The 20413-nt window shown below is 69.8% G+C and carries 21 protein-coding genes; 13 read left to right on the plus strand and 8 right to left on the minus strand.

Translation table 11 applies throughout. The annotated features are described in order from the left end of the window. The first annotated feature begins 36 nt into the window (after positions 1-36). Entirely contained in the window at positions 37-900 is an 864-nt protein-coding gene (locus tag AC27VN_RS09015) for an NmrA family NAD(P)-binding protein (protein ID WP_296801203.1), read from the plus strand. A gap of 97 nt (positions 901-997) precedes the next feature. Beyond that, positions 998-2218 (plus strand): esterase-like activity of phytase family protein, encoded by a 1221-nt coding sequence (locus tag AC27VN_RS09020; RefSeq protein ID WP_490876324.1) that lies wholly within the window; start codon positions 998-1000, stop codon positions 2216-2218. Positions 2219-2252: 34 nt separating this feature from the next. On the opposite strand, the gene AC27VN_RS09025 is transcribed toward AC27VN_RS09020, so the two are convergent. Further along, entirely contained in the window at positions 2253-3314 is a 1062-nt protein-coding gene (locus tag AC27VN_RS09025; RefSeq protein ID WP_490876325.1) for an aldo/keto reductase, read from the minus strand. A 194-nt stretch (positions 3315-3508) separates the two neighbouring features. Here AC27VN_RS09025 and AC27VN_RS09030 point away from each other — a divergent pair, with 194 nt between their 5' ends. From AC27VN_RS09030 to AC27VN_RS09050, 5 genes are all read left to right on the plus strand, one after another. Further along, positions 3509-4501, plus strand: coding sequence for an AraC family transcriptional regulator (locus tag AC27VN_RS09030; RefSeq protein ID WP_093341925.1), 993 nt, complete (start codon positions 3509-3511; stop codon positions 4499-4501). A gap of 117 nt (positions 4502-4618) precedes the next feature. Beyond that, on the plus strand, positions 4619-4798 hold the full coding sequence (locus AC27VN_RS09035) for a DUF3606 domain-containing protein (protein WP_093341927.1): 180 nt from the start codon (positions 4619-4621) through the stop codon (positions 4796-4798). Between the two features lie 29 nt (positions 4799-4827). Then, a complete protein-coding gene (locus AC27VN_RS09040; protein WP_490876326.1) occupies positions 4828-5751 on the plus strand; it encodes a cation diffusion facilitator family transporter in 924 nt (307 codons plus the stop codon). 185 nt (positions 5752-5936) lie between these two features. Continuing rightward, on the plus strand, positions 5937-6347 hold the full coding sequence (locus AC27VN_RS09045; RefSeq protein WP_490876327.1) for a hypothetical protein: 411 nt from the start codon (positions 5937-5939) through the stop codon (positions 6345-6347). A gap of 618 nt (positions 6348-6965) precedes the next feature. Beyond that, on the plus strand, positions 6966-8201 hold the full coding sequence (locus AC27VN_RS09050; RefSeq protein WP_490876328.1) for a class I SAM-dependent methyltransferase: 1236 nt from the start codon (positions 6966-6968) through the stop codon (positions 8199-8201). Positions 8202-8211: 10 nt separating this feature from the next. Here the strand turns inward: AC27VN_RS09050 and AC27VN_RS09055 are convergent, their stop codons facing one another. Next, positions 8212-8613, minus strand: a complete 402-nt coding sequence (locus AC27VN_RS09055) for a VOC family protein (protein WP_490876329.1) — start codon at positions 8611-8613, stop codon at positions 8212-8214. A gap of 233 nt (positions 8614-8846) precedes the next feature. On the opposite strand from AC27VN_RS09055, the gene AC27VN_RS09060 reads away from it, so the two are divergent. Further along, the gene (locus AC27VN_RS09060) at positions 8847-9311 is read left to right on the plus strand and encodes a (2Fe-2S)-binding protein (RefSeq protein WP_093342451.1); all 465 of its coding nucleotides are present in this window, start codon (positions 8847-8849) and stop codon (positions 9309-9311) included. Between the two features lies 1 nt (position 9312). Next, positions 9313-11508, plus strand: coding sequence for a xanthine dehydrogenase family protein molybdopterin-binding subunit (locus AC27VN_RS09065; RefSeq protein ID WP_490876330.1), 2196 nt, complete (start codon positions 9313-9315; stop codon positions 11506-11508). A gap of 9 nt (positions 11509-11517) precedes the next feature. On the opposite strand, the gene AC27VN_RS09070 is transcribed toward AC27VN_RS09065, so the two are convergent. Together AC27VN_RS09070 and AC27VN_RS09075 are read right to left on the minus strand one after the other, a co-directional pair. After that, on the minus strand, positions 11518-12333 hold the full coding sequence (locus AC27VN_RS09070) for a thioesterase family protein (protein WP_490876331.1): 816 nt from the start codon (positions 12331-12333) through the stop codon (positions 11518-11520). Next, complete coding sequence (locus AC27VN_RS09075; RefSeq protein WP_490876332.1) at positions 12326-13321, minus strand: Rieske 2Fe-2S domain-containing protein; 996 nt, start codon at positions 13319-13321, stop codon at positions 12326-12328. The genes AC27VN_RS09070 and AC27VN_RS09075 overlap by 8 nt, the downstream gene beginning before the upstream one ends. 172 nt (positions 13322-13493) lie before the next feature. Here AC27VN_RS09075 and AC27VN_RS09080 point away from each other — a divergent pair, with 172 nt between their 5' ends. The 3 genes from AC27VN_RS09080 to mgrA all read left to right on the plus strand — a co-directional run bounded on the left by AC27VN_RS09080 (position 13494) and on the right by mgrA (position 16944). After that, positions 13494-14141 carry a TetR/AcrR family transcriptional regulator gene (locus AC27VN_RS09080; protein ID WP_490876333.1) on the plus strand — a complete coding sequence of 216 codons (648 nt, stop codon included), beginning with the start codon at positions 13494-13496 and terminating at the stop codon, positions 14139-14141. Next, entirely contained in the window at positions 14138-15793 is a 1656-nt protein-coding gene (locus tag AC27VN_RS09085) for an acyl-CoA dehydrogenase family protein (RefSeq protein WP_490876334.1), read from the plus strand. The genes AC27VN_RS09080 and AC27VN_RS09085 overlap by 4 nt, the downstream gene beginning before the upstream one ends. Positions 15794-15903: 110 nt before the next feature. Then, positions 15904-16944, plus strand: a complete 1041-nt coding sequence (gene mgrA, locus AC27VN_RS09090; protein WP_490876335.1) for an L-glyceraldehyde 3-phosphate reductase — start codon at positions 15904-15906, stop codon at positions 16942-16944. 18 nt (positions 16945-16962) lie between these two features. On the opposite strand, the gene AC27VN_RS09095 is transcribed toward mgrA, so the two are convergent. Beyond that, positions 16963-17169, minus strand: coding sequence for a dodecin (locus AC27VN_RS09095; protein WP_093341942.1), 207 nt, complete (start codon positions 17167-17169; stop codon positions 16963-16965). 171 nt (positions 17170-17340) lie between these two features. Here AC27VN_RS09095 and AC27VN_RS09100 point away from each other — a divergent pair, with 171 nt between their 5' ends. Then, positions 17341-17541: a hypothetical protein gene (locus AC27VN_RS09100; protein ID WP_208511691.1), complete on the plus strand. Its 201-nt coding sequence runs from the start codon at positions 17341-17343 to the stop codon at positions 17539-17541. A 17-nt stretch (positions 17542-17558) separates the two neighbouring features. Here the strand turns inward: AC27VN_RS09100 and AC27VN_RS09105 are convergent, their stop codons facing one another. From AC27VN_RS09105 to AC27VN_RS09115, 3 genes are all read right to left on the minus strand, one after another. Next, a complete protein-coding gene (locus AC27VN_RS09105) occupies positions 17559-18734 on the minus strand; it encodes a c-type cytochrome (RefSeq protein ID WP_490876336.1) in 1176 nt (391 codons plus the stop codon). 25 nt (positions 18735-18759) lie between these two features. Further along, positions 18760-19566, minus strand: coding sequence for an ABC transporter ATP-binding protein (locus AC27VN_RS09110; protein ID WP_490876337.1), 807 nt, complete (start codon positions 19564-19566; stop codon positions 18760-18762). After that, positions 19560-20413: ABC transporter permease (locus tag AC27VN_RS09115; protein ID WP_490876338.1), on the minus strand; the 854-nt coding region annotated here is incomplete at its 5' end. The genes AC27VN_RS09110 and AC27VN_RS09115, both read right to left, overlap by 7 nt.

Below are 20413 nucleotides of genomic sequence, written 5' to 3' on the forward strand. Positions count from 1 at the left end.
GCGCGGTTGAACGCCCGCACTCTCACGGAGACACCCATGCACATCATCCTCGGAGCCACCGGCCACGTGGGCTCGGCCCTGGCCGAAGCCCTGCTGGCCAAGGGCCAGCCCGTCACCGTCATCACGCGCCAGGCCGCGAAGACCGAGGCGCTGCGCAAGAAGGGCGCCAAGGTCGCGGTGGTCGACGTGTTCGACGTCGCCGCGTTCCAGCGCGTGCTGGCCGGCGGCAAGCGCCTGTTCCTGCTGAACCCGCCCGCGGCACCCTCGACCGACACCGCGGCCGAGGAACGGCGCAGCCTGCGCAGCATCCTGCGCGCGGTGGAGGGCGCCGACCTCGAGAAGATCGTGGCCGAGTCGGCCTATGGCGCGCAGCCCGGCGAGCGCATCGGCGACCTCGGCGTGCTCTACGAGATGGAGCAGGCGCTCGCGGCCCAGCCCGTTCCCACCGCCGTGATCCGCGCGGCCTACTACATGAGCAACTGGGACCTGTCGCTGCAGACGGCGCAGCAGCAGGGCGTGGTCCACACCATGTACCCGGTCGACTTCGCGCTGCCGATGGTGGCGCCGCGCGACCTGGGCCAGTTCGCGGCCCGGCTGATGGAAGGGCCGGCCAAGGACTCGGGCCCGCACCACGTGGAAGGGCCCGAGGCCTATACCAGCGCGGACGTGGCCGAAGCCTTCGCGCTGGCGCTGAACAAGCCGGTGCGCGCGGTCCAGACGCCACGCAGCCAGTGGGAGCACGCGTTCAAGGCGATGGGTTTCTCGGACGCGGGCGCGGCCTCGTATGCGGCGATGACGCGCGTCACGCTCGAGAAGAAGTACGAGGTCGAGAACCCCGAGCGCGGGCGCGTTTCGCTGCGCGAATACATCGCGGCGCTGGTGCGCCGGAACACGGGCTGAGCGGGGGGCGCTCCCACCGTCGCGGGCGGCGCGGCTTCACCGAACCGTCATCTGCCCTCCCTAGCATCCGGCGCTTCGCCCACTCGCGCAGCGCCCGATGCCTTCCTTCGCACCTCCCTTCAAGCCCGTCGCTCTTCGTCTTCTGGCCGCGGCGCTCTGCGCGGCCACGGTCCTGACCGCCTGCGGCGGGGGTGGCGACGGCGCCGTGTTCCTGCCGGTGGCACCGGCGCCCGCGCCCGCGGCGCCACCACCCGCGCCGGCGCCCGCACCCGAGCGCAGCGTGCAGAGCGTGCGGCTGATCGGCGAACAGGTGCTGGCCAACGACCTGAAGATCGACGGCGTGCAGGTCGGCGGGCTCTCGGCGGTCGATTACGACCCGGCCACCAGGCTCTGGTATTTCCTCAGCGACGACCGCGTCTCGTCGCGCTTCCACACGGCCGAGCTGGACTACGACGGCCAGCGCTTCTCCTCGGTGCGCTTCCGTTCGACGATCGCGCTCAAGGACATGAACGGCAATGTCTATTCCAACGTCTCCGGCAGCCCCAGCATCGCGGCCGATCCCGAATCGTTCCGCATCGATCCGCAGGGCGGCGGCCTGTGGTGGGGCAGCGAGGGCGACCGCGCACGCGGCCTCGATCCCTTCGTGGCGCGCATGGCCATCGACGGCGTGGCCAACCTGATCCTGCCGGCGCCCGCGATGTTCAGGATGTCGCCGACGCAGGAGAAAGGCTCGCGCAACAACGCGACTTACGAGGCGCTGAGCTTCTCGGCCGACGGCAGGAGCCTGTGGGTCGGCATGGAAGCGCCGATCTACGAGGACGGCCCCTTGCCCACGCCCACGAGCGGCGCGGTCTCGCGCTTCACGCAGTTCGATCGCGCGGGCGCGGTGCTGCGCCAGGTGGCCTATCCGATCGATGCGATCCCCAAGGCGCCCACCGGACCGAACGCCGACAACGGCGTGTCGGAGATGCTCGCGATCAACGACCACCAGTTCCTGGTGATCGAGCGCGCGGGCGTGCAGGCCGCCGACGGCAACTACAGCAACTACATCCGCCTCTACGAGATCGAGACCGAGGGCGCCACCGACGTGCGCGGCCTCGCCAGCCTCGTGGGTGCCGACTACAAGCCGGTGCGCAAGCGCCTGGTGCTCGACCTCAACACGCTGGGCCTGGCCAAGCTCGACAACATCGAGGGCATCGCCTGGGGACCGAAGCTGCCCAACGGCAACGACACGCTGGTGCTGGTGTCGGACAACAACTTCAACACCGCGAGCCAGATCACGCAGCTGCTGGCCTTCGAGGTGCAGCCGAAGAAGTAGGGCAGGGCCGCCGCGTGGCGGCCCTTTCGTCGGCTCAGCCGCGCGACAGCGAATCCGCCACGCGCTGGCGCCGCACGCCGCCCTGGCGCTCGAGCATCCAGCCCGGGTACTCGGCCGGCAGCGCGCTGACCTTGTCGAGCCGCGCGAGCTCGTCGGCATCGAGCTGGATGGCGGTGGCGGCGATGTTGTCGTCGAGCTGGTCGACGCGCTTGGCGCCGATGATCACGCTGGTCACCACCGGCTGGTGCAGCAGCCAGGCCAGCGCGATCTGCGCCACCGAGACCTTGCGTGCCTCGGCCAGTTCGCGCATGACGTCGATGCAGTCGAAGGCGCGTTCCTTGTCGACCGGCGGAAAGTCGAAGGCGATGCGGCGGCTGCCCTGCTCGGCCTGCTGCGCCTCGCCCGAGCGGCTGTACTTGCCGCTGAGGAAGCCGCCGGCCAGCGGGCTCCAGACCATCAGGCCGACCTCCTCGCTGCGCAGCATCGGCACCAGTTCGCGCTCGAGGTCGCGGCCCGCGATCGTGTAGTAGGCCTGCAGCGATTCGAAGCGCGCCAGGCCCTTGCGTTCGGAGATGCCCAGCGCCTTGACGATCTGCCAAGCGGCCCAGTTCGACACGCCCACGTAGCGCACGTGGCCGTGACGCACCAGGGTGTCGAGCGCCTCCACGGTTTCCTCGATCCGCGTGGCGGGGTCGAAGCCGTGGATCTGGTAGAGGTCGATGTGGTCGAGCTGCAGCCGCTGCAGGCTGGCCTTCACGCCGTCCATGATGTGGTAGCGCGAGGCGCCGGCCGAGTTGACGCCCTTGCTGCCGGTCTCGCCGAGCACCTTGGTCGCCACCACCACCTTGTCGCGCGGCACCTTGAGGTTCTTGAGCGCCTGGCCAGTGATGACTTCCGACTGGCCTTCGGAATAGACGTCGGCGGTGTCGATGAAGTTGATGCCGGCGTCGAGCGCGCGGCCGACCAGCGCCTCGGCGTCGGATTGCTGGAGATCGCCGATCTGGCCCCAGATGCCCGAAGACCCGCCGAAGGTCATGGTGCCGAGGCAGAGTTCGGAGACGAAGAGGCCGGTGCGGCCGAATTTGCGGTATTGCATCGAAAGAATTCCTTTGCGTTGGGAGGCCCGGAGGGCTGCGAAAAGTATCCGGCCGGGCACCGCCCCGGGGCCAGCGCGTTCCTGCAAAGGTCTTGCCTAATTCTCCAGACCGGTGGCCGCAGGCGCGCGCTGGCGCCAGGGCAGGTTTAAGCTTCGAGCCGCTTGTTTCTCCACCGTGACAAGGACCCCGCCACATGTCCGACGAAACCCCCGACATCCTTTCCGCCATCGGCACGCCGCTGCCGCTCGAACCCGAACTCGACGAAGCCCGCAAGGAGCTGGTGCGCCTGATCAACCTGGTGACCGGCGGCCGCGACGGCTCCGTCGACACCGCGGTGCCCGGCCTGTTCGTCTACTGCGTCAGCAAGCCCGACGGTCCCAAGCACGCGATGCAGACGCCGGCGCTGGGCCTGATCGCGCAGGGTTCCAAGCGGATCATGGTGGGCGACGACATCTACGTGTACGACCCGATGCACTACCTGGTGACCTCGGTCGACCTGCCGGTGTGTGGCCAGGTGCGCGTGACCAGCGAGCAGGAGCCCTACCTGGGCCTGCGGCTCGAGCTCGCGGTCGACGAGATCGGCGAGCTGATCCGTAACGAGCAGTTGCCGGCCAAGGCCAATGCGCCGGCCTCGCGCGGCATGTACGTCAACCGCATCGCGATGCCGGTGCTCGAGCCGGTGCTGCGGCTGCTGCGCCTGCTGGAAACGCCCGAGGACGTGCCGATCATGGCGCCGCTGATCAAGCGCGAGATCATGTACCGGCTGCTGGTGAACGGCGAGGGCGCGCGGCTGCGGCAGATCGCGCTGCAGGACAGCCACACCCAGCGCGTGGCCAAGGCGATCAGCGCGCTGCGCGTGAACTTCGCGCAGTCGCTGAAGGTGGAGGACATGGCGCGCGCGGTGCACATGAGCGTGTCGTCGTTCCACCATCACTTCAAGGCCGTGACCGCGATGAGCCCGCTGCAGTACCAGAAGCAGTTGCGCCTGCAGGAGGCCCGGCGGCTGATGCTGCTGACCGGCGCCGACGTGGCGACGGCCGCGCACGACGTGGGCTACGAAAGCCCCTCGCAGTTCGCGCGCGAGTACGGCCGCATGTTCGGCGCGCCGCCGCTGCGCGACAAGCGGCGCTGGCTCGGGGAAGCGGGCAACGACGCGCTCGGGGCCGCATCGCGCGAGGCCGCCTGAGCGTTCCTGCCTGCGCCGCGCGCATGGATGCCGTCCTGCACGCGCTGTCGTCCGCGTCCGGCCTCGTGGCGCCGCGCGCTCGCGACACTGCGTGGCTTCAACGCAGGAGAACGCCCGATGTCCGAAGACCTTCAGATCCGCATCCCCAGGGACGATGACCGGATCGACGTGACCGATCTCAAGGAAGTCGACTACTGGACCGAATGGTTCGGCGTGTCGGAAGAACGGCTTCGCACCGCCGTCGCCTCGGCCGGCACCCAGCGGGACGACCTGCGCATCTATCTCGGCCTGCCCTGAGCCGCTCGGCGTACGGCCACGCCCAGCCCATGGCCGAATCCCGCATCGCCATCTACGGCGCGATCGGCGCCAACATCGCCATCGCGGTCACGAAGTTCGTCGTGGCCGGCATCACCGGCAGCTCGGCGATGCTGTCCGAGGGCATCCATTCGTCGGTCGACACCTTCAACGGCATATTGCTGCTGGTCGGCCTGCGCCTGAGCAAGCGCCCGGCGAGCGTGGAGCATCCGTTCGGCCACGGCAAGGAGCTCTACTTCTGGAGCCTGATCGTCGCGGTGCTGATCTTCGGGCTCGGCGGCGGCGTGTCCTTCTATGAAGCCATCGAGCACATCCGCCATCCCGAGCCGCTGCGCGATCCGACCTGGAACTACGTGGTGCTCGCGGCCGCGGCGGTGTTCGAGGGCACGAGCTTCCTGATCGCGCTGCGGCAGTTCCGCGCGCAGGCGGGCGGCACGCCGTTCTGGCAGGCGCTGGACCGCAGCAAGGACCCGACCACCTACACCGTGCTGGCCGAGGACTCGGCCGCGCTGGCCGGCCTCGCGGTCGCGGCGCTGGGCATCTACCTCGGGCACCGCTTCGACATGCCGGTGTTCGACGGCGCGGCCTCGATGGTGATCGGCCTGCTGCTGGCGGGCGTGGCGCTGCTGCTGATCGCCCAGTCGCGCGGCCTGCTGATCGGGGAGGGCGTGCGGCCCGAGACGGCACGCGCGATCCGCGAGCTGGCGATGGCCCAGCCCAGCGTGGAGGAGGTGGGCCGGGTGCTGTCGATGTACATCGGACCCGACCAGGTGCTCGCCATCGTCGACGTCAATTTCAAGGACGACACCGACACCGGCGAAGCCGCCGCGGCCATCGCCGCCATCGAGCGGCAGGTGCGCGCGCGCTTTCCGATGATCAAGCGGCTGTTCATCGAAGCCAGCGACGCGCCGCCCGAGCCGGCCCCGCATTCCTGATCGCGGACGCCGCCGCCGCGCGGAACACGCTGGCGCGACAGCGTGGTGACAGCCCCGTACAGCGTCCCGGATCGACTGGCAACCCCTCGCAATGACGGAAACAATTGCTTGCATTCACTTGTAAAGAATGGTTTCATTCTGTTCAGAAATAAGGGAGCCAACTGAGCAGCGAGAAGGGAGTCAACGTGAACCATCACGGGTCGACGCTTCGAAACCTGGCACCTCGGGCAATGCTTGCCCTGTGCCTTCTGCCGCTGGCGGCCACGGCCGCCGACGGGACCATCCACTTCACCGGCGCGATCGTCGGCGCACCTTACGAGATGCGCGTCGACGCGAGGCCGGGCGCGCTCGTTCACCGCGTGACGAGCCACGCCATGGAGATCCGTTTCCTGCGCCAGGAGATCGATCCGCCCAGCGCCAGCGTGCGGGTCGATACGCTCGGCGAGCAGCCGCTGGCGATCGCGTTCATCGACGCGCGGGGGCGCAGGACGCCGCTCGCGCCAAGCAGCGAGCGGTCGATCGGGCAGGACGGTGGGGTGTTGTCGATGGCGGCGCAGGCGGCCGCCGTCGCGCTCGTGACCGTGCGGTACGACTGAGCGCGCCCCCGGAACAGTCGGGGGAAAAGATTCGGACCATCCCCGGTGCAAAACCGGGTGGAGCGGTGCGCGCCCGCGGGCGCGCCTGTTCAGGCGATGGTCAGGGCCGGGCGATTACCGTCGCGCGACGGCTTCGCGGCTCGCGCGGGCGGCCACGGCCGCATTCACCGCGTTCTCGGTCGCCATGCGCCGGCCGCCGCACAAGGTGCACTGGTAGTAGCGCAACCACGGAAGCCAGCGCATCCAGGTGCGGCGCGGGATCCGTTCGAGATGAGCCAGCCCGCAGGCGCAGTTGGAAGATGAAATAGCCATCGGCATTGGAATTCAAGGTTGGTGTTCATCCGAGCTTTTTCCCTAGCCGAGGCTCTGAGGCCTGTGCGCAGCTTCGTTACGATTTCCGCAATTATTCTTTGTAAATAGTGCATTTGTATTACAGATTGTCAGATTTCTGAATACTGTAGTTTTCCCGCACGTTGCCGCCGGACCCACGGCTTCCCGTCAGATTCCAACGCTAAGTCGTGTCGCCATCAGGTCGAGCACGGCATGTCCCTGCACATCCGAAGGAATCTCGCTATCGTGCTTTCCCGAATCGCAAGCAACACCAACACGGAGAAATGCATGCTTTGGGAAAAGAAGGTCGAACAGTGGAGCGCGGCCGTCCGCGCACGTGCCAATCTGCCCGCGCGGCTGACCTTGTGGGACGGCAAGTCGTACGACTTCGGCGACTTCAGCGGCCCCGCCGTCACCCTGCACGTGAAGTCGCCCTCGGCGCTGTCGCTGATGCTCGAGCCGACGCTGGCCAACCTCGGCGAGGCCTACGTGCAGAGCAAGATCGACATCGAGGGCAAGCTCAGCGACATCATCGACATCGCCTACGCGCTCGCGAAGAGCTCGCTCGACAGCGGCACCGGCGCCGGTGCCAGCGCGCTCAAGAGCATGGCGCGCTACTTCACGCACACCAAGGCGTCGGACCGCAAGTCGATCCAGTACCACTACGACGTCTCGAACGCCTTCTACCAACTCTGGCTCGACCCGAACATGGTCTATTCATGCGCCTACTTCGAGAACGGCGACGAGGACCTCGAGACCGCCCAGCTCAAGAAGATCGACCACATCCTCACCAAGATCCAGCTGCAGCCGGGCCAGACCCTGCTCGACATCGGCTGCGGCTGGGGCGCGCTCGTGATCCGCGCGGCACGGAAGTTCGGCGCGCGCTGCGTGGGCGTGACCCTGTCGCAGAACCAGTTCGACCTCGCGACCGAGCGCGTGCAGGCCGCGGGCCTGGCCGACCGCATCGAGATCCGGCTGCAGGACTACCGCGACGTGGGCGGGCAGTTCGACCGCATCACCAGCGTCGGCATGTTCGAGCACGTGGGCCGCAAGAACCTGCCCGAGTACTTCCAGCGCGTGCGCGAGCTGCTGGCCGATGACGGCGTGGTGATGAACCACGGCATCACCTCGTCCGACCCCGAGGGCGGCGGCGTCTCGTACGGTGGCGGCGACTTCATCGACCGCTACGTGTTCCCGAACGGCGAGCTGCCGCACATCGGCCTGGCGCTGCAAGCCATGCAGCAGGGCGGCCTCGAGGCCTTCGACATCGAGAACCTGCGCCGCCACTACGCGCGCACGCTGCGGCTGTGGAGCGACGCCTACGAGGCGCACACCGAGCAGGTGCGCGCCATGGTCGACGAGGAGAAGTTCCGCATCTGGCGCGTGTACCTCGCGGGCTGCGCCTATGCGTTCGAGAACGACGACGTGGCGATCTACCAGATCGTGGGCCGCAAGGCCGGCCGCGCCGCGAAGACGCTGCCCTGGTCGCGGCGCTACATGTACGCCGGCGCGGTCGCGGCCTGAGCCGGCCGCATCAGCCCGCGCCGCGGCAGCCGGCCTCGACGTTGTTGCCGTCGGGGTCGAGCACGTAGGCGCCGTAGTAGTGCATCTCGGCCGGCCCGCGCGGGCCGGGAAAACCGTTGTCGATGCCGCCGGCCTGCAGCGCCGCGCGGTGGAAGGCATCGACCTCCTGCGGCGTCTTCGCCGAGAGCGCGAGGTGGATCGGGCTGGCCGACACCTGGTGCGCGCCGCTCCAGAAGGCCGGCTGGTCGGTGCCGATCCAGACGAAGGGCACCGTCTGCTCGGTGCTGCGCACGAGCAGGAACGAATGGGCGCTGTTGTCGATAGTCTGCAGGCCGAGCGCGCCCGCGACCGCGTCGTAGAAGCGGCGCGCGGCGCGCAGGTCGCGCACCCTGAAGCCGATGTGGTCGAACATGGTGATCCTTTCCTGGCGGTCTGTGAATGGTCGACGCCTGATCGGCGCCCGGGAACGGCCGCGCCGCGCATCGTGCGGCCGGACATCGCCTACGCACGATGTCCCGAAAGGAGGCTTGCGCGTCCTGCAGGAATTCGCGCGGCGTGACATCCTCCGGTCGGCCTGCCTGCGTGCCGCACCGCCGGGTGCGTCGCGGGGGCAGCGAACCACCCCACGACAAGGACACGAACAACATGAAAGTCAATGGAATCGAACGCCCGCTCGACGTCGACGGCGACACGCCGGTGCTCTGGGCCTTGCGCGACGTGCTCGGCATGACCGGTACCAAGTTCGGCTGCGGCATGGGCCTGTGCGGCGCCTGCACCATCCATGTCGACGGCGCGCCCACGCGGGCCTGCCTCACGACCGTGGAATCGGTGGGCAAGGCGAACGTGAGCACCATCGAGTCGCTCGCCGCCACGCGCGTGGGCCGCGCGCTGCAGAAGGCCTGGCTCGACCTCGACGTGGTCCAGTGCGGCTACTGCCAATCGGGCCAGCTGATGTCGGCTACCGCGCTGCTGAGCAAGAACACGGCGCCGAGCGACGAGGAGATCGATGCCGCGATGAGCGGCAACGTCTGTCGATGCGGCACCTATGTGCGCATCCGCACGGGCATCAAGGAAGCGGCACGCGCGCTCTCCGGAAAGGCGGTGGCCTGAGATGCTGATCGATCGACTGACGGAACACGCGCCGGTGGATTCGCCCGCGCTGTCGCGCCGCGGCTTCCTGAGCATCGGCGCCGCGCTCGGCGGCGGCCTGCTGATCGGCGTGGGCCTGGGCACCGCGCCCGATGCGGCAGAGGCTGCCGGTGCCTCGGCGGGAACCCCGTCCTGGACACCCAATGCCTTCGTGAAGATCGCGCCCGATGGCCGCGTGACCGTGACCATGGGCTACATCGAGATGGGGCAGGGCACCTACACCAGCGTGCCGATGCTGATCGCCGAGGAGCTCGAGGTCGACCTGGCCGCGGTGCGCGTCGAGCATGCGCCGCCCGACGACAAGCTCTATGGCAATCCCCTGCTGGGCTTCCAGGTGACCGGTGGCTCGACCACCATCCGCGCCGCCTACGAGCCGCTGCGGCGTGCCGGCGCCACCGCTCGCACGGTGCTCGTGCAGGCCGCGGCCCAGCGCTGGAAGGTGTCGCCCGACAGCTGCAAGGCGGCCCGCGGCGAGGTCGTGCATGCGGCCAGCGGCCGGCGCCTGAAGTACGGCGCGCTGGTCGCCGATGCCGCGAAGCTGCCGCTGCCCGAGAAGGTCGCGCTCAAGGCGCCGGCCGATTTCCGGCTGATCGGCACGCCCGCGAAGCGGCTCGACTCGCCGGCCAAGGTGGACGGCAGCGCGCTCTACGGCATCGATGCCAAGGTGCCGGGCATGAAGGTCGCCACGCTCGCGCAGTCGCCGGTGTTCGGCGGCCGCCTGCGCAGCGTGGACGACAGCAAGGCGAAGGCGGTGCGCGGCGTGCGCCAGATCGTGCGGCTCGACGACTGCGTGGCGGTGGTGGCCGACCACATGGGCGCGGCGAAGAAGGGCCTGGCGGCGCTCGCGATCGAATGGGACGGCGGCGCCAATGCGGGTGTCGACTCTGCGGCGATCGTCGAATCGATGAAGCAGGCTTCGCTGCAGACCGGTGCGGTGGCGCGCAACGAGGGCGACAACGCGGCGGCGATGACCGGCGCGGCGCAGCGCCTCGAGGCCGTGTACGAAGTGCCGTTCCTGGTCCATGCGGCGATGGAGCCGCTGAACTGCACGGTGCATGTGCGGCCCGACGGCTGCGAGGTGTGGGTCGGCACCCAGGTGATCACGCGCGCGCGTGCCGCGGCGGCGGCCGCATCGGGCCTGCCGGTGGAGAAGGTCACGGTGCACAACCACCTGCTGGGCGGCGGTTTCGGTCGCCGGCTCGAGGTCGACAGCATCACGCGCGCGGTGCAGATCGCGAAGCAGGTCGACGGCCCGGTCAAGGTGGTGTGGACGCGCGAGGAGGACACGCAGCACGACATGTACCGGCCGTACTTCTACGACCGCGTGAGCGCGGGCCTCGATGCGCAGGGCCGGCCGGTGGCCTGGCGCCATCGCATCACGGGCTCGTCGATCCTCAAGCGCTGGCTGCCGCCGGCCTACAACAACGGCTTCGATCCCGAGACCATCGACGGCGCCGAGAAACCGCCCTATGCGCTGCCGAACATCCGCATCGAGTACGTGAACCACGAGCCGCCGGTGCCCACCGCGTTCTGGCGCGGCGTGGGACCGACGCACAACGTGTTCGTGGTCGAGAGCTTCATCGACGAGCTCGCGCATGCGGCCAAGGCCGATCCGGTGGACTACCGGCGCGCGCTGCTGGGCGCCAACCCGCGCGCCAAGGCCGTGCTCGAGCTCGCGGCGCAGAAGGCCGGCTGGGGCACGCCGCTGCCGCCGCAGCGCGGGCGCGGCGTGTCGCTGCAGTTCGCCTTCGGCACCTTCATGGCGCTGGTGGCCGAGGTCGAGGTGCCGAAGGATGGCGGCGAGCCGGTGGTCAGGCGCGTGGTGTGCGCGCTCGACACCGGCGTGGTCGTCAACCCCGACACGGTGCAGGCCCAGGTGCAGAGCGGCGTGATCTTCGGCATCTCGGGCGCGCTATGGGGCGAGGCGACGGTGAAGGACGGACGCATCGAGCAGTCGAACTTCCACGACGTGCGGCCGCTGCGCATCAACGAGACGCCGGCGATCGAGACCCACATCGTGGCCAGCGGCGAAGCGCCCGGCGGCATGGGCGAGCCCGGCACCTCGGGCATCGCGCCCGCGATCACCAACGCGATCTTCGCGGTGACCGGCAAGCGCGTGCGCAAGCTGCCGGTGTCGCGCGGGCTGACGAGCGCTTGAGCTGAAACGCTAGCGCGCGAAGACGAGCAGCGTCTGCGTCGCGAAGCCGAAGCGGCCGCGCTCGTCGTGCAGCTGGCTGAAGGTGCAGCCGCTGCCGTCGGGCGCGACCGCGGTCACGGCATCGAGGCCGATCCAGTCGCCGACCGGCTGCCGCGCGAGCTGCAGCGAGAGGTCGGCGTTGGCAAAGTTGAAGCGCTCGACCGGCAGTACCCAGCTCAGGCCGTTGCCGAAGTCGGCCGCGGCGGCCGCGCGCATCGCGGGCGAATTGGCCGCGCCGGCCACCAGCGGGACGCGCAATCGAAACCATGCCGCGGCCGGACCGGGCGCCGCGGCATCGCCGGCCGCCACGCGGCTTTCGGTCGCCGTGTAATAGAACGAGCGCACGTCGGGCAGGCCCGGGATACGCAGCGGTGCCGTGCAGTCCGAGGGTGCCGGCATCGACAGGGCAGGGGCCAGCGGCCTTTGCAACGCTCCTTCGGGCGGCACCACGGGCTGCGTGCGCACCAGCAGCGCATGCGCCTTCGCCACCGGCTTGCCTTGGGCCAGCAACGAGATCTCGACGCGCGCGGTGGTGCGGCCCGCCTCGGTCGCGACGGCGGACGACAGCAGGTCGACCGGCACCGGCCGGATCAGCTCGACCGTGAGCCGCGCGAGCTGCCAGCCTTCGCCCTCGACGGCCGATTCGGCGATGTGCGCGAGCAGGCCGCAGGGCGCACCGCCATGCTGCGCGCGCGGATCCCAGGGACCGCGCGCGAGTTCGCTGGCGCGCCAGGTGTTCGCGTCCTCGCGCACGAAGACGGCATCGGTGGCGGCGAGCTCATGCATGGGCGGCGATCTCGATGCGGCGCGGGGGCGCGGGGGCCGGGACTTCGTCCTCGGTCTCGAACTGCTCGGCCCAATGGCGGAAGCGCATGATGGGTCCGTCTCCCTCGGCAAGGCTGGGGCGCTTCCAGCGCATCTTGTGCTCCCAGATCGGCACGTCCTGGCTCACCTGGTGGATCGCCTCGTCGATCAGCGCGAGGCTCATGTCGGGCGAGGCGATGCCCTGCAGCCGCGCCATCAGGCTGAAGCTCACGGCGACGCGGCCGGCCTCGATCGGCACCACCGAATCGACGAACAGGATCTCGGCCAGATCGGCGATGCGAAAGCGCACCGTCGCGAAGTAGGGGCCGTACAGCGAGGTCTGCAGGAAGCCCGGCAGCCGGCCGCGCGGCGTGTTGAAGTCGTGCAGGATGTTCACGTGCAGCGCCGGCCCCGCGGGCTCGAAGCGGTCGAGCCGCGCCAGCGTGGCCACGCCGTGCAGGTGGTGGAAGTGCGTGGTGTCGACGATGTTCTCCTGCACCTCCTGCCAGATCGTCGCGACCTCCCAGCGCTGGCGCCGGTAGCGCGACCACTGCGCATCGCCATGCTCGGGCATCGCCGGCACCTCGAAGCTGGGCGCGATGCCGCGCGGATGCCACCACACCATCACCAGCCCGTTGCGCTCGACCAGCGGCCAGGACTTCAGGTGCCGCATCTCGAGGCGCGGATTCGGGCTGTAGGGAATGTCGGTGCAGGCGCCGTCGCCTGCGAACTGCCAGCCGTGGAACGGGCAGCGCAGCGAGGTGCCGCAGACGCGGCCGCCATGGCCGAGATGGGTGCCGAGGTGCGGGCAGTGCGCATCCATCGCATGGGCCTGGCCCTGCATGTCGCGCCACAGCACGAACTCGCGGCCCATGGCCGTGAGGGGCTGCACCTCGCCCTTGCGAAGGTCCTCGCTGTAGGCAGCCTGGAACCAGCCATGACCGAAAGAGGAGTCGTCGAACCTGCGCATGGAGAAGCTTCCTTGGTGGTTGAACTGGACGCCGTGGCCGCCGGCGGCGTGATCGTTGCAATGCGGCCGAGGCGTCGAAGTATAGGGAGCCGGAGTGCAATTGCAATAAGAAATGAACTGTGATTCAATTCTTCGCGTGACCTACCGACGCACATCGAAAGTCGAAGAGCGCATGACGCTCACGCGCGAGCGCATCGTGCTGGCCGCGCTCGAACTCGTGGCCACCCATGGCTACGGCGGCACCACCATGCCGATGGTCGCGGCCACGGCCGAGGTCTCGACCGGCTTGCTCTACCAGTATTTCCCGTCGAAGACCGACCTGTTCGACGAGGTCTTCCGCCAGGCCTCGCAACGCGAGATCGACGCCTGCGCCGCCGCGGCCGCCTCCGAGAGTGGTGCCAGCGAGCGATTGGCCGCGATCATCCGCACCTTCGCGCACCGCGCGCTCAAGCGGCCCAAGCTCGCGTGGGCCTTGCTGGCCGAACCGGTGGCGCCGCAGATCGACGAGGACCGGCTGCGCTTTCGCGAACCCTATCGCGCGATCTTCGTGACCGTGATCGAGGACGGCATCGACAGCCGCGAGTTCCGCGCGCAGAACGCGCACACCAGCGCCGCGGCGATCGTCGGCGCGCTGGCCGAGGCCATGATCGGCCCGCTCGCGCTCGGCGTGCTGTCCAAGCGCGCGGCACAGCGCGTGGTCGAGGACATCGTCGCGCTGTGCCTGGCCGCGGTGCTCGACCACGCCGCGCGCGCCGCCCCCGCGAAGAAAGGGCAGGGCGCGAATGCGCCGGTTCCGCCTTCGGCAAAGGAGACACCATGACCGACTTCATCCAGCCCCATCCCGAGCTGTCGAACCGCTTCGCGAGCGACCGCACCTTGCACCACACGCTCGAACGCCTGCTGCCCGCCGAGGTCTTCGCCGACGCGAGCCCGCTGTTCCAGCGCATGGGTGAGCGCGCGATGCGCGAGATTCCCGCGCTGGCCGCGACGGCCGAGCACAACGTGCCGCGCCACGAGCCCTTCGATGCCTGGGGCCGGCGCGTCGACCGCATCGAGGTCGATCCGGCCTGGCACCGCCTGGTCGACATCGGCCTCGAGGAGGGCCTGGTCGCGCTGCCCTACGAGAACCCCTATGGCGAATTCACGCGCGTGGTGCAGGCCGGCCTCGTGAACCTGTACGACGGCGCGGGTGCGGTGGCCTCGTGTCCGCTGGTGATGACCGATGGCGCCGCGCGCCTGCTCACGCTGCACGACGAGGCACTGGCCGCGCGCTACAAGCCGAAGCTCACGGCGCGGCAGGGCGGCTGGACCTCGGGCCAGTGGATGACCGAGAAGGAGGGCGGCTCCGATGTCGGCCAGACCTCGACCGTCGCGCGTCCGCGCGGCGACGGCACCTGGTCGCTGCACGGCACCAAGTGGTTCACCTCGGCCACCACCTCGCAGATGGCGCTCGCGCTCGCGCGGCCCGACGATGCGGTACCGGGCAGCCGCGGGCTGTCGCTGTTCCTGGTCGAGCTGCGCCGCCCCGACGGCAGCTGGAACCACATCGCCGTGCGGCGCCTGAAGGACAAGCTCGGCACGCGCGCCCTGCCGACCGCGGAGCTCGAGCTCGAAGGCACGGTCGCGGTGCCGGTCGGCGGCATCGATCGCGGCGTGGCGAAGATCGGCGACCTGCTCAACGTCGCGCGGCTGTGGGCCTCGTGGGGCGGCCCGGCGGGCGTGGGCCATCTGCTGATGCTGGCGCGCGACTACGCGACCCGGCGTCGCGTGTTTGGCCAGCTGCTCGCCGAGAAGCCGCTGCATGCGCAGTGGATCGCGCGCATCACGGCCGAGTACGAGGCGATGCTCGCGCTCAACTTCGAGACCGCGCTCGCGCTCAATCGCCACGAGCGCGGCACTGGCGCGCCCGGGCTCGCGCGCCTGCTGGCGCCGCTGACCAAGCTGGCCTGCGCGCGCCAGAGCATCTGGGCCGCGAGCGAACTGGTCGAGAGCTTCGGCGGCGCGGGCTATGTGGAAGACACGGGCATCCCGCGCGTGCTGCGCAACCTGCACGTGCATTGCATCTGGGAGGGCACGACCTCGGTGCTCGCGCACGACGTGCTGCGTGCGCTGCGCGCGCCCGAGGCGGGCGAGGCCTTTCTCGCCGACATCGACGGGCGGCTCTCGACGCTCGCGGGCCATGGCACGCGCGCACCCGATGCCATCGTGCATGCGCGGCGCACGCTCGCGGAGCTGATGCCGCGCGCGCAGGAGAGCGACGGCCGGCGCCTGGCCTGGGGCATGGCGCGCACTTATCAATCGGTGCTGCTGCTCGAAGCGGCCGCCTGGCGCCAGGCGCGCAAGGCCGACGGCTCGGGATGGACCGCATTGCGGCTGTTCCTGCAGGACGCGCTGGTGCCGCCGGTGCTGCCCGCATCGGACGAGGAACTCGCGGCGCTGGCCTTCGGGCGCGACACGGCCGTGGCGTCGTAACGCAGCGGGTCGGCGGCCTGCGTGTCGACGCGATTGCCGCTATCCTCGAACGCGAAGTACCGGCGCCGACATGGCGCCTTTCTCTTTCTCTTCGCGTTCTTCCATCGCCCATGACCTACCTCGCCGCCTCCACGCGTTACGAATCCATGCCCTACCGCAAGGTGGGCCGCAGCGGCCTCGTGCTGCCCGCCATCTCGCTCGGCCTGTGGCACAACTTCGGCGACACCACGCCGATCGCCACCCAGCGCCAGCTGCTGCGCACCGCCTTCGACCTCGGCATCAACCACTTCGACCTGGCCAACAACTACGGCCCGCCCTACGGCAGCGCCGAAACCAATTTCGGCCGCCTGCTGCGCGAGGACTTCAAGCCCTATCGCGACGAACTGATCATCTCGAGCAAGGCCGGCTGGGACATGTGGCCCGGCCCCTACGGGCAGGGCGGCGGCTCGCGCAAATACGTGCTGGCCAGCCTCGACCAGAGCCTGCAACGCATGGGCCTCGACTACGTCGACATCTTCTATTCGCACCGCTTCGACCCGCACACGCCGCTCGAGGAAACCGCCTCGGCGCTGGCCCAGGCGGTGCAGCAGGGCAAGGCGCTGTACATCGGCATCTCGTCGTACTCGGCCGGCAAGACGCGCGAGATGGCCGCGCTGCTGCGCGAGTGGAAGGTGCCGCTGCTGATCCACCAGCCGGCCTACAACCTGTTCAACCGCTGGATCGAGAAGGACCTGCTCGGCGCCACCGAGGAACTCGGTGCCGGCGTGATCGCGTTCACGCCGCTGGCGCAGGGCCTGCTGACCGACAAGTACCTGCAGGGCGTGCCGGCCGATGCGCGCATCAACCGCCCGGGCGGCGGCTCGCTGAAGCCCGAGCACCTGTCGGATGCCAACATCGAGCGAGCGCGCGCGCTGAACGCGATCGCACAGCGCCGCGGCCAGTCGCTGGCCCAGCTCGCGCTGAGCTGGACCCTGCGCGATCCGCGCGTGAGTTCCGCGCTGATCGGCGCGAGCCGGCCCGAGCAGATCGTCGACAACGTGGCCGCGCTCCAGGCCGCACCGCTGAGCGCGGAGGAGCTCGCCGAGATCGACCGCCATGCGGTCGAGGGCGGCGTCAACCTCTGGGAAAAACCATCGACTGACTTCGCCTGAACGAGCCGGCGCTCACGCTCACTCGAGCGTGAAGCCGATCTTCAGCGTGACCTGCCAGTGGGCCACGCGGCCCTCGGCCACATGGCCGCGCGTCTCGACGACGGTGAACCACTGGATGTTGCGCACCGTCTCGTGCGCCTTGGCGATCGCGCCCTGGATCGCGTCCTCGATGCTGGTGGTGGACGAGCCGGTGAGCTCGAGGCTCTTGTAGACATGGTTCGACATGGTCGGTATCTCCTGATGTGCAGCGATGCAGAGGGAAGAAAGGATGCCGGTCCATCGTACGCCGCGCACCGCGCGGCAAGGCGATCACGGAATGCATCAGGTAACTCGCAATCCGTCTTTGAGTTGCCGCATGCCTTGCGCAGAATCGATGCGTTACCCATCGAGTCCCCCATGCCCTTGCGCACCTACCATTCCGTGGCCGACCAGGCCCAGCTCGTCATCTCGCGCACCGCCACCGCGTGGCGAGTGCCGCCCGCATCGGCCCATGCGATCGCGCGCCGCGCGGCCTATGGCCATGTGCCGCGTCGTGCGCTGCGCCGCCTGCAGGCCATGGCCACGCTGCGGCCCGCGGTGCTGATGCATTCGTGGTGAACGACGGCGCCGCGCCGTCAATGCACGAAGCCGCCCTTCACGAAACGCACCGGCTGCGCATCCATGCGCGTGATCAGCGCGCCGAGGCCGTCGGCTGTGGCCATCGGCGTGGTTGCCGTGCCTGAAGCAGTCTCCGCGCGGCACAGCAGGTCGTCGTCGCTCCATGCGCTCTTGCCGGGCTCGCCGCGCGCGCGCAGCCAGCCCGCGCGATCGACCAGCAACTGCGTGCCTTCGAGCTTCTCGGTGGCCGCGATCAGCGAGAAGGCCTCCCACGCCGCGGGCGAATCGGCCACGCAGGCGATGCTCCGGTCGTCCTGTTTCGATGCAGCCGCGGGCTTGCGTTCGAGCAGCACCGTCACCAGGCGCGGGTCCTCGAGCAACGCACTTGCGTTATCGCCACCGGCCACGATCCGCATGCGCTGGCCGCGCCAGCTGCTGAGCATGCGCACCGGCTTGCCGTCGCACCGCACCGCCATGTCGGGCGGGCTCACGGGCTGGGCCCATACGCCCGCCACGCGCAGGCTTTCGCCGGCGGCCTGGGCCTTCATGTAGTCAATCAGGGCCCAGGCGTCGCTTTCGCTCAACCGGCCCTGGAAGCCCGGCATGGTCAACGCGCCATGGCGATCGCGCGTGCCGTGCAGCACGCGCCACAGCAGGTCGCCGTCGGCGCGGCGCCAGAGCAGCGGACCGGTGAGGTTCGGCGGCCACACGGGCTGCGCCGCGGCCAGCGGACCCTGGCCGCGTCCGTCGCTGCCATGGCAGGCCACGCAGTTCTGCGCATAGAGCGTGCGGCCGCGCGCGATGGCCTCGGCGCTGAAGCCCGCCGCATGTTGTTGAAAGCTCGTGGGATGGGCGGGCACCAGGACCACGTTGGCATCGGGCCAGGGGGCCAGCACCACGGGCAGCACCGCGGCGCCGAGCAGCCAGATCCGGCGCCGGCGCCACAGCAGCGCCGCGAGCAGCACGAGCAGCGACAGTCCCAGCAGCACGACGCTGATGCCGAGCCGGCGCGCCTGGCCCAGGTCGATCAGCAGGTTCTCGCCCGACAGCCGCTGGTCCCAGGGCCAGGCGGGCTGTCCGTGCGCATGGGTGACTAGGCCCAGCGCATCGAGCAGCCTCAGCAGTTGCAACTGCAGGGTCTGCAGCCCCTCGATCAGGACATTGAGCCAGGCCGCATCGGGCAGCGCGTTCATCGAGCCTGCGCCTCGAAGGCCGGTCTCACCAGGTCGCGTCCAGGCCCAGGTGGCGCAGCGCCTCGTGCCGCAGCTCGGCCAGGCGCGGATCGCCGCGATGGCGCGGGTAGGGCAGGTCGACCACCAGCTCGGCCGCGATGCGTGCCGGCCGGTCGCTCAGCACGATCACGCGGTTGGCCAGGAACAGCGCCTCTTCGACGTCGTGCGTGACCAGCAGGGCCGAGAAGCCGTCGCGCTGCCAGAGGTTCACGAGTTCGCTCTGCATCGCGATGCGCGTGAGCGAATCGAGCTTTCCCAGCGGCTCGTCGAGCACCAGCAGCTGCGGGTCGTTGACCAGCGCGCGCGCCAGCGCCACGCGCTGTGCCATGCCGCCCGACAGTTGATGCGGATAGGCCTTCGCGAATTCGGTGAGGCCCACGCGCTGCAGCGCCTCGTCGACCCGGCCGCGCTGCGCATCGAGCACGCCGCGCGCCTGCAGGCCCAGCGCCACGTTGTCCCAGACGCTGCGCCACGGGAACAAGGTGGGGTCCTGGAACACCACGATGCGCGAGGGATCGGGCTTCTCGATCAGTTCGCCGTTCTGCGTGATGCGGCCGGTGGTCGCGGGCTCGAGGCCGGCCACCAGGCGCAGCAGCGTCGACTTGCCGCAGCCGCTCGGGCCGAGCAGCGCGACGAACTCGCCGGGGCGCACCTGCAGGTCGATGTTGTCGAGCACCTGCAGCACGCCCGTGGGCACTTCGAACCAGTGGCTCACGCCGTGGATGTCGATCAGCGCGCCGGTGTGGGCGGCGGTGCCTGCCTCGACGGCGGGGGAGAGGACGGCTTCTACCATTTGACGGTTCCCTTCTGCCACGACAGCACGCGGTCGCGCACCTTGAACAGCAGCGTGATCAGGCCCGAGCACAGCGCGGCCATCACGAGCAGCGCCGCGTACATGTTGGCGTACGAGGCCCAGCCCTGGGCCCACTGCAGGTACCAGCCGAGGCCGGCCTTCACGCCCATCATCTCGGCCGTGATCAGCACCGAGAACGAGGCGCCCAGGCCCATGAACAGGCCCACGAAGACCTGCGGCAGCGCGGCCGGAATGGCCACGCGCAGCACCAGGAAGCGCTCGGACGCACCGAGCGTGCGCGCCACGTCGTAATAGCTCTTGCCGACCGAGGCCACGCCCGACCAGGTCAGCACAGCCACCGGGAAGAAGGTGGCGAGGCCGACCAGGAACACCGCGGCCACGTAGCTCGAGGGCGCGAAGAAGAAGGCCAGCGGCAGCAGCGCCGACGCGGGCACCGGGCCGAGGAAGCGCAGCAGCGGATGCACCCAGTAGCCCGCGATGCGCGACCAGCCGACCGCCACGCCGGTGACGAAGCCGACCAGCGCGCCGATCACGAAGCCGTTGGCCAGCAGGCGCAGCGAGTAGGCGGTCGACAGGCCCAGGCGCTGCCAGTCCTCGTGCAGCACATCGATCAGGCTCTGCGGCGGCGCGAAGAAGGGGGAGGGCAGCACGGCGAGCTTGGCGGTGGCGATCTCCCACAGCGCGAGCACCAGCGCCGAGGCCACCAGCCACTGGCCGGCGGGACGCAGCGTGCGCGCGACGCGGCCGGCGCGCGGGCCGAGCAGCGCGATGACGAGGAAGACCGCGGCGATCACGAGCGTGGCGTAGCCGAATTCCTCGGTGAAGT

The sequence above is a fragment of the Variovorax sp. 20P10.2.4 genome (assembly GCF_058244205.1).

What these genes read in the sequence shown, in the direction of transcription:
- AC27VN_RS09015 (WP_296801203.1), top strand. Translation starts at nt 37, where the DNA reads ATGCACATCATCCTCGGAGCCACCGGCCACGTGGGCTCGGCCCTGGCC.
- AC27VN_RS09020 (WP_490876324.1), top strand. Translation starts at nt 998, where the DNA reads ATGCCTTCCTTCGCACCTCCCTTCAAGCCCGTCGCTCTTCGTCTTCTG.
- AC27VN_RS09025 (WP_490876325.1), bottom strand. Translation starts at nt 3,314, where the DNA reads ATGCAATACCGCAAATTCGGCCGCACCGGCCTCTTCGTCTCCGAACTC.
- AC27VN_RS09030 (WP_093341925.1), top strand. Translation starts at nt 3,509, where the DNA reads ATGTCCGACGAAACCCCCGACATCCTTTCCGCCATCGGCACGCCGCTG.
- AC27VN_RS09035 (WP_093341927.1), top strand. Translation starts at nt 4,619, where the DNA reads ATGTCCGAAGACCTTCAGATCCGCATCCCCAGGGACGATGACCGGATC.
- AC27VN_RS09040 (WP_490876326.1), top strand. Translation starts at nt 4,828, where the DNA reads ATGGCCGAATCCCGCATCGCCATCTACGGCGCGATCGGCGCCAACATC.
- AC27VN_RS09050 (WP_490876328.1), top strand. Translation starts at nt 6,966, where the DNA reads ATGCTTTGGGAAAAGAAGGTCGAACAGTGGAGCGCGGCCGTCCGCGCA.
- AC27VN_RS09055 (WP_490876329.1), bottom strand. Translation starts at nt 8,613, where the DNA reads ATGTTCGACCACATCGGCTTCAGGGTGCGCGACCTGCGCGCCGCGCGC.
- AC27VN_RS09060 (WP_093342451.1), top strand. Translation starts at nt 8,847, where the DNA reads ATGAAAGTCAATGGAATCGAACGCCCGCTCGACGTCGACGGCGACACG.
- AC27VN_RS09065 (WP_490876330.1), top strand. Translation starts at nt 9,313, where the DNA reads ATGCTGATCGATCGACTGACGGAACACGCGCCGGTGGATTCGCCCGCG.
- AC27VN_RS09070 (WP_490876331.1), bottom strand. Translation starts at nt 12,333, where the DNA reads ATGCATGAGCTCGCCGCCACCGATGCCGTCTTCGTGCGCGAGGACGCG.
- AC27VN_RS09075 (WP_490876332.1), bottom strand. Translation starts at nt 13,321, where the DNA reads ATGCGCAGGTTCGACGACTCCTCTTTCGGTCATGGCTGGTTCCAGGCT.
- AC27VN_RS09080 (WP_490876333.1), top strand. Translation starts at nt 13,494, where the DNA reads ATGACGCTCACGCGCGAGCGCATCGTGCTGGCCGCGCTCGAACTCGTG.
- AC27VN_RS09085 (WP_490876334.1), top strand. Translation starts at nt 14,138, where the DNA reads ATGACCGACTTCATCCAGCCCCATCCCGAGCTGTCGAACCGCTTCGCG.
- mgrA (WP_490876335.1), top strand. Translation starts at nt 15,904, where the DNA reads ATGACCTACCTCGCCGCCTCCACGCGTTACGAATCCATGCCCTACCGC.
- AC27VN_RS09095 (WP_093341942.1), bottom strand. Translation starts at nt 17,169, where the DNA reads ATGTCGAACCATGTCTACAAGAGCCTCGAGCTCACCGGCTCGTCCACC.
- AC27VN_RS09100 (WP_208511691.1), top strand. Translation starts at nt 17,341, where the DNA reads ATGCCCTTGCGCACCTACCATTCCGTGGCCGACCAGGCCCAGCTCGTC.
- AC27VN_RS09105 (WP_490876336.1), bottom strand. Translation starts at nt 18,734, where the DNA reads ATGAACGCGCTGCCCGATGCGGCCTGGCTCAATGTCCTGATCGAGGGG.
- AC27VN_RS09110 (WP_490876337.1), bottom strand. Translation starts at nt 19,566, where the DNA reads ATGGTAGAAGCCGTCCTCTCCCCCGCCGTCGAGGCAGGCACCGCCGCC.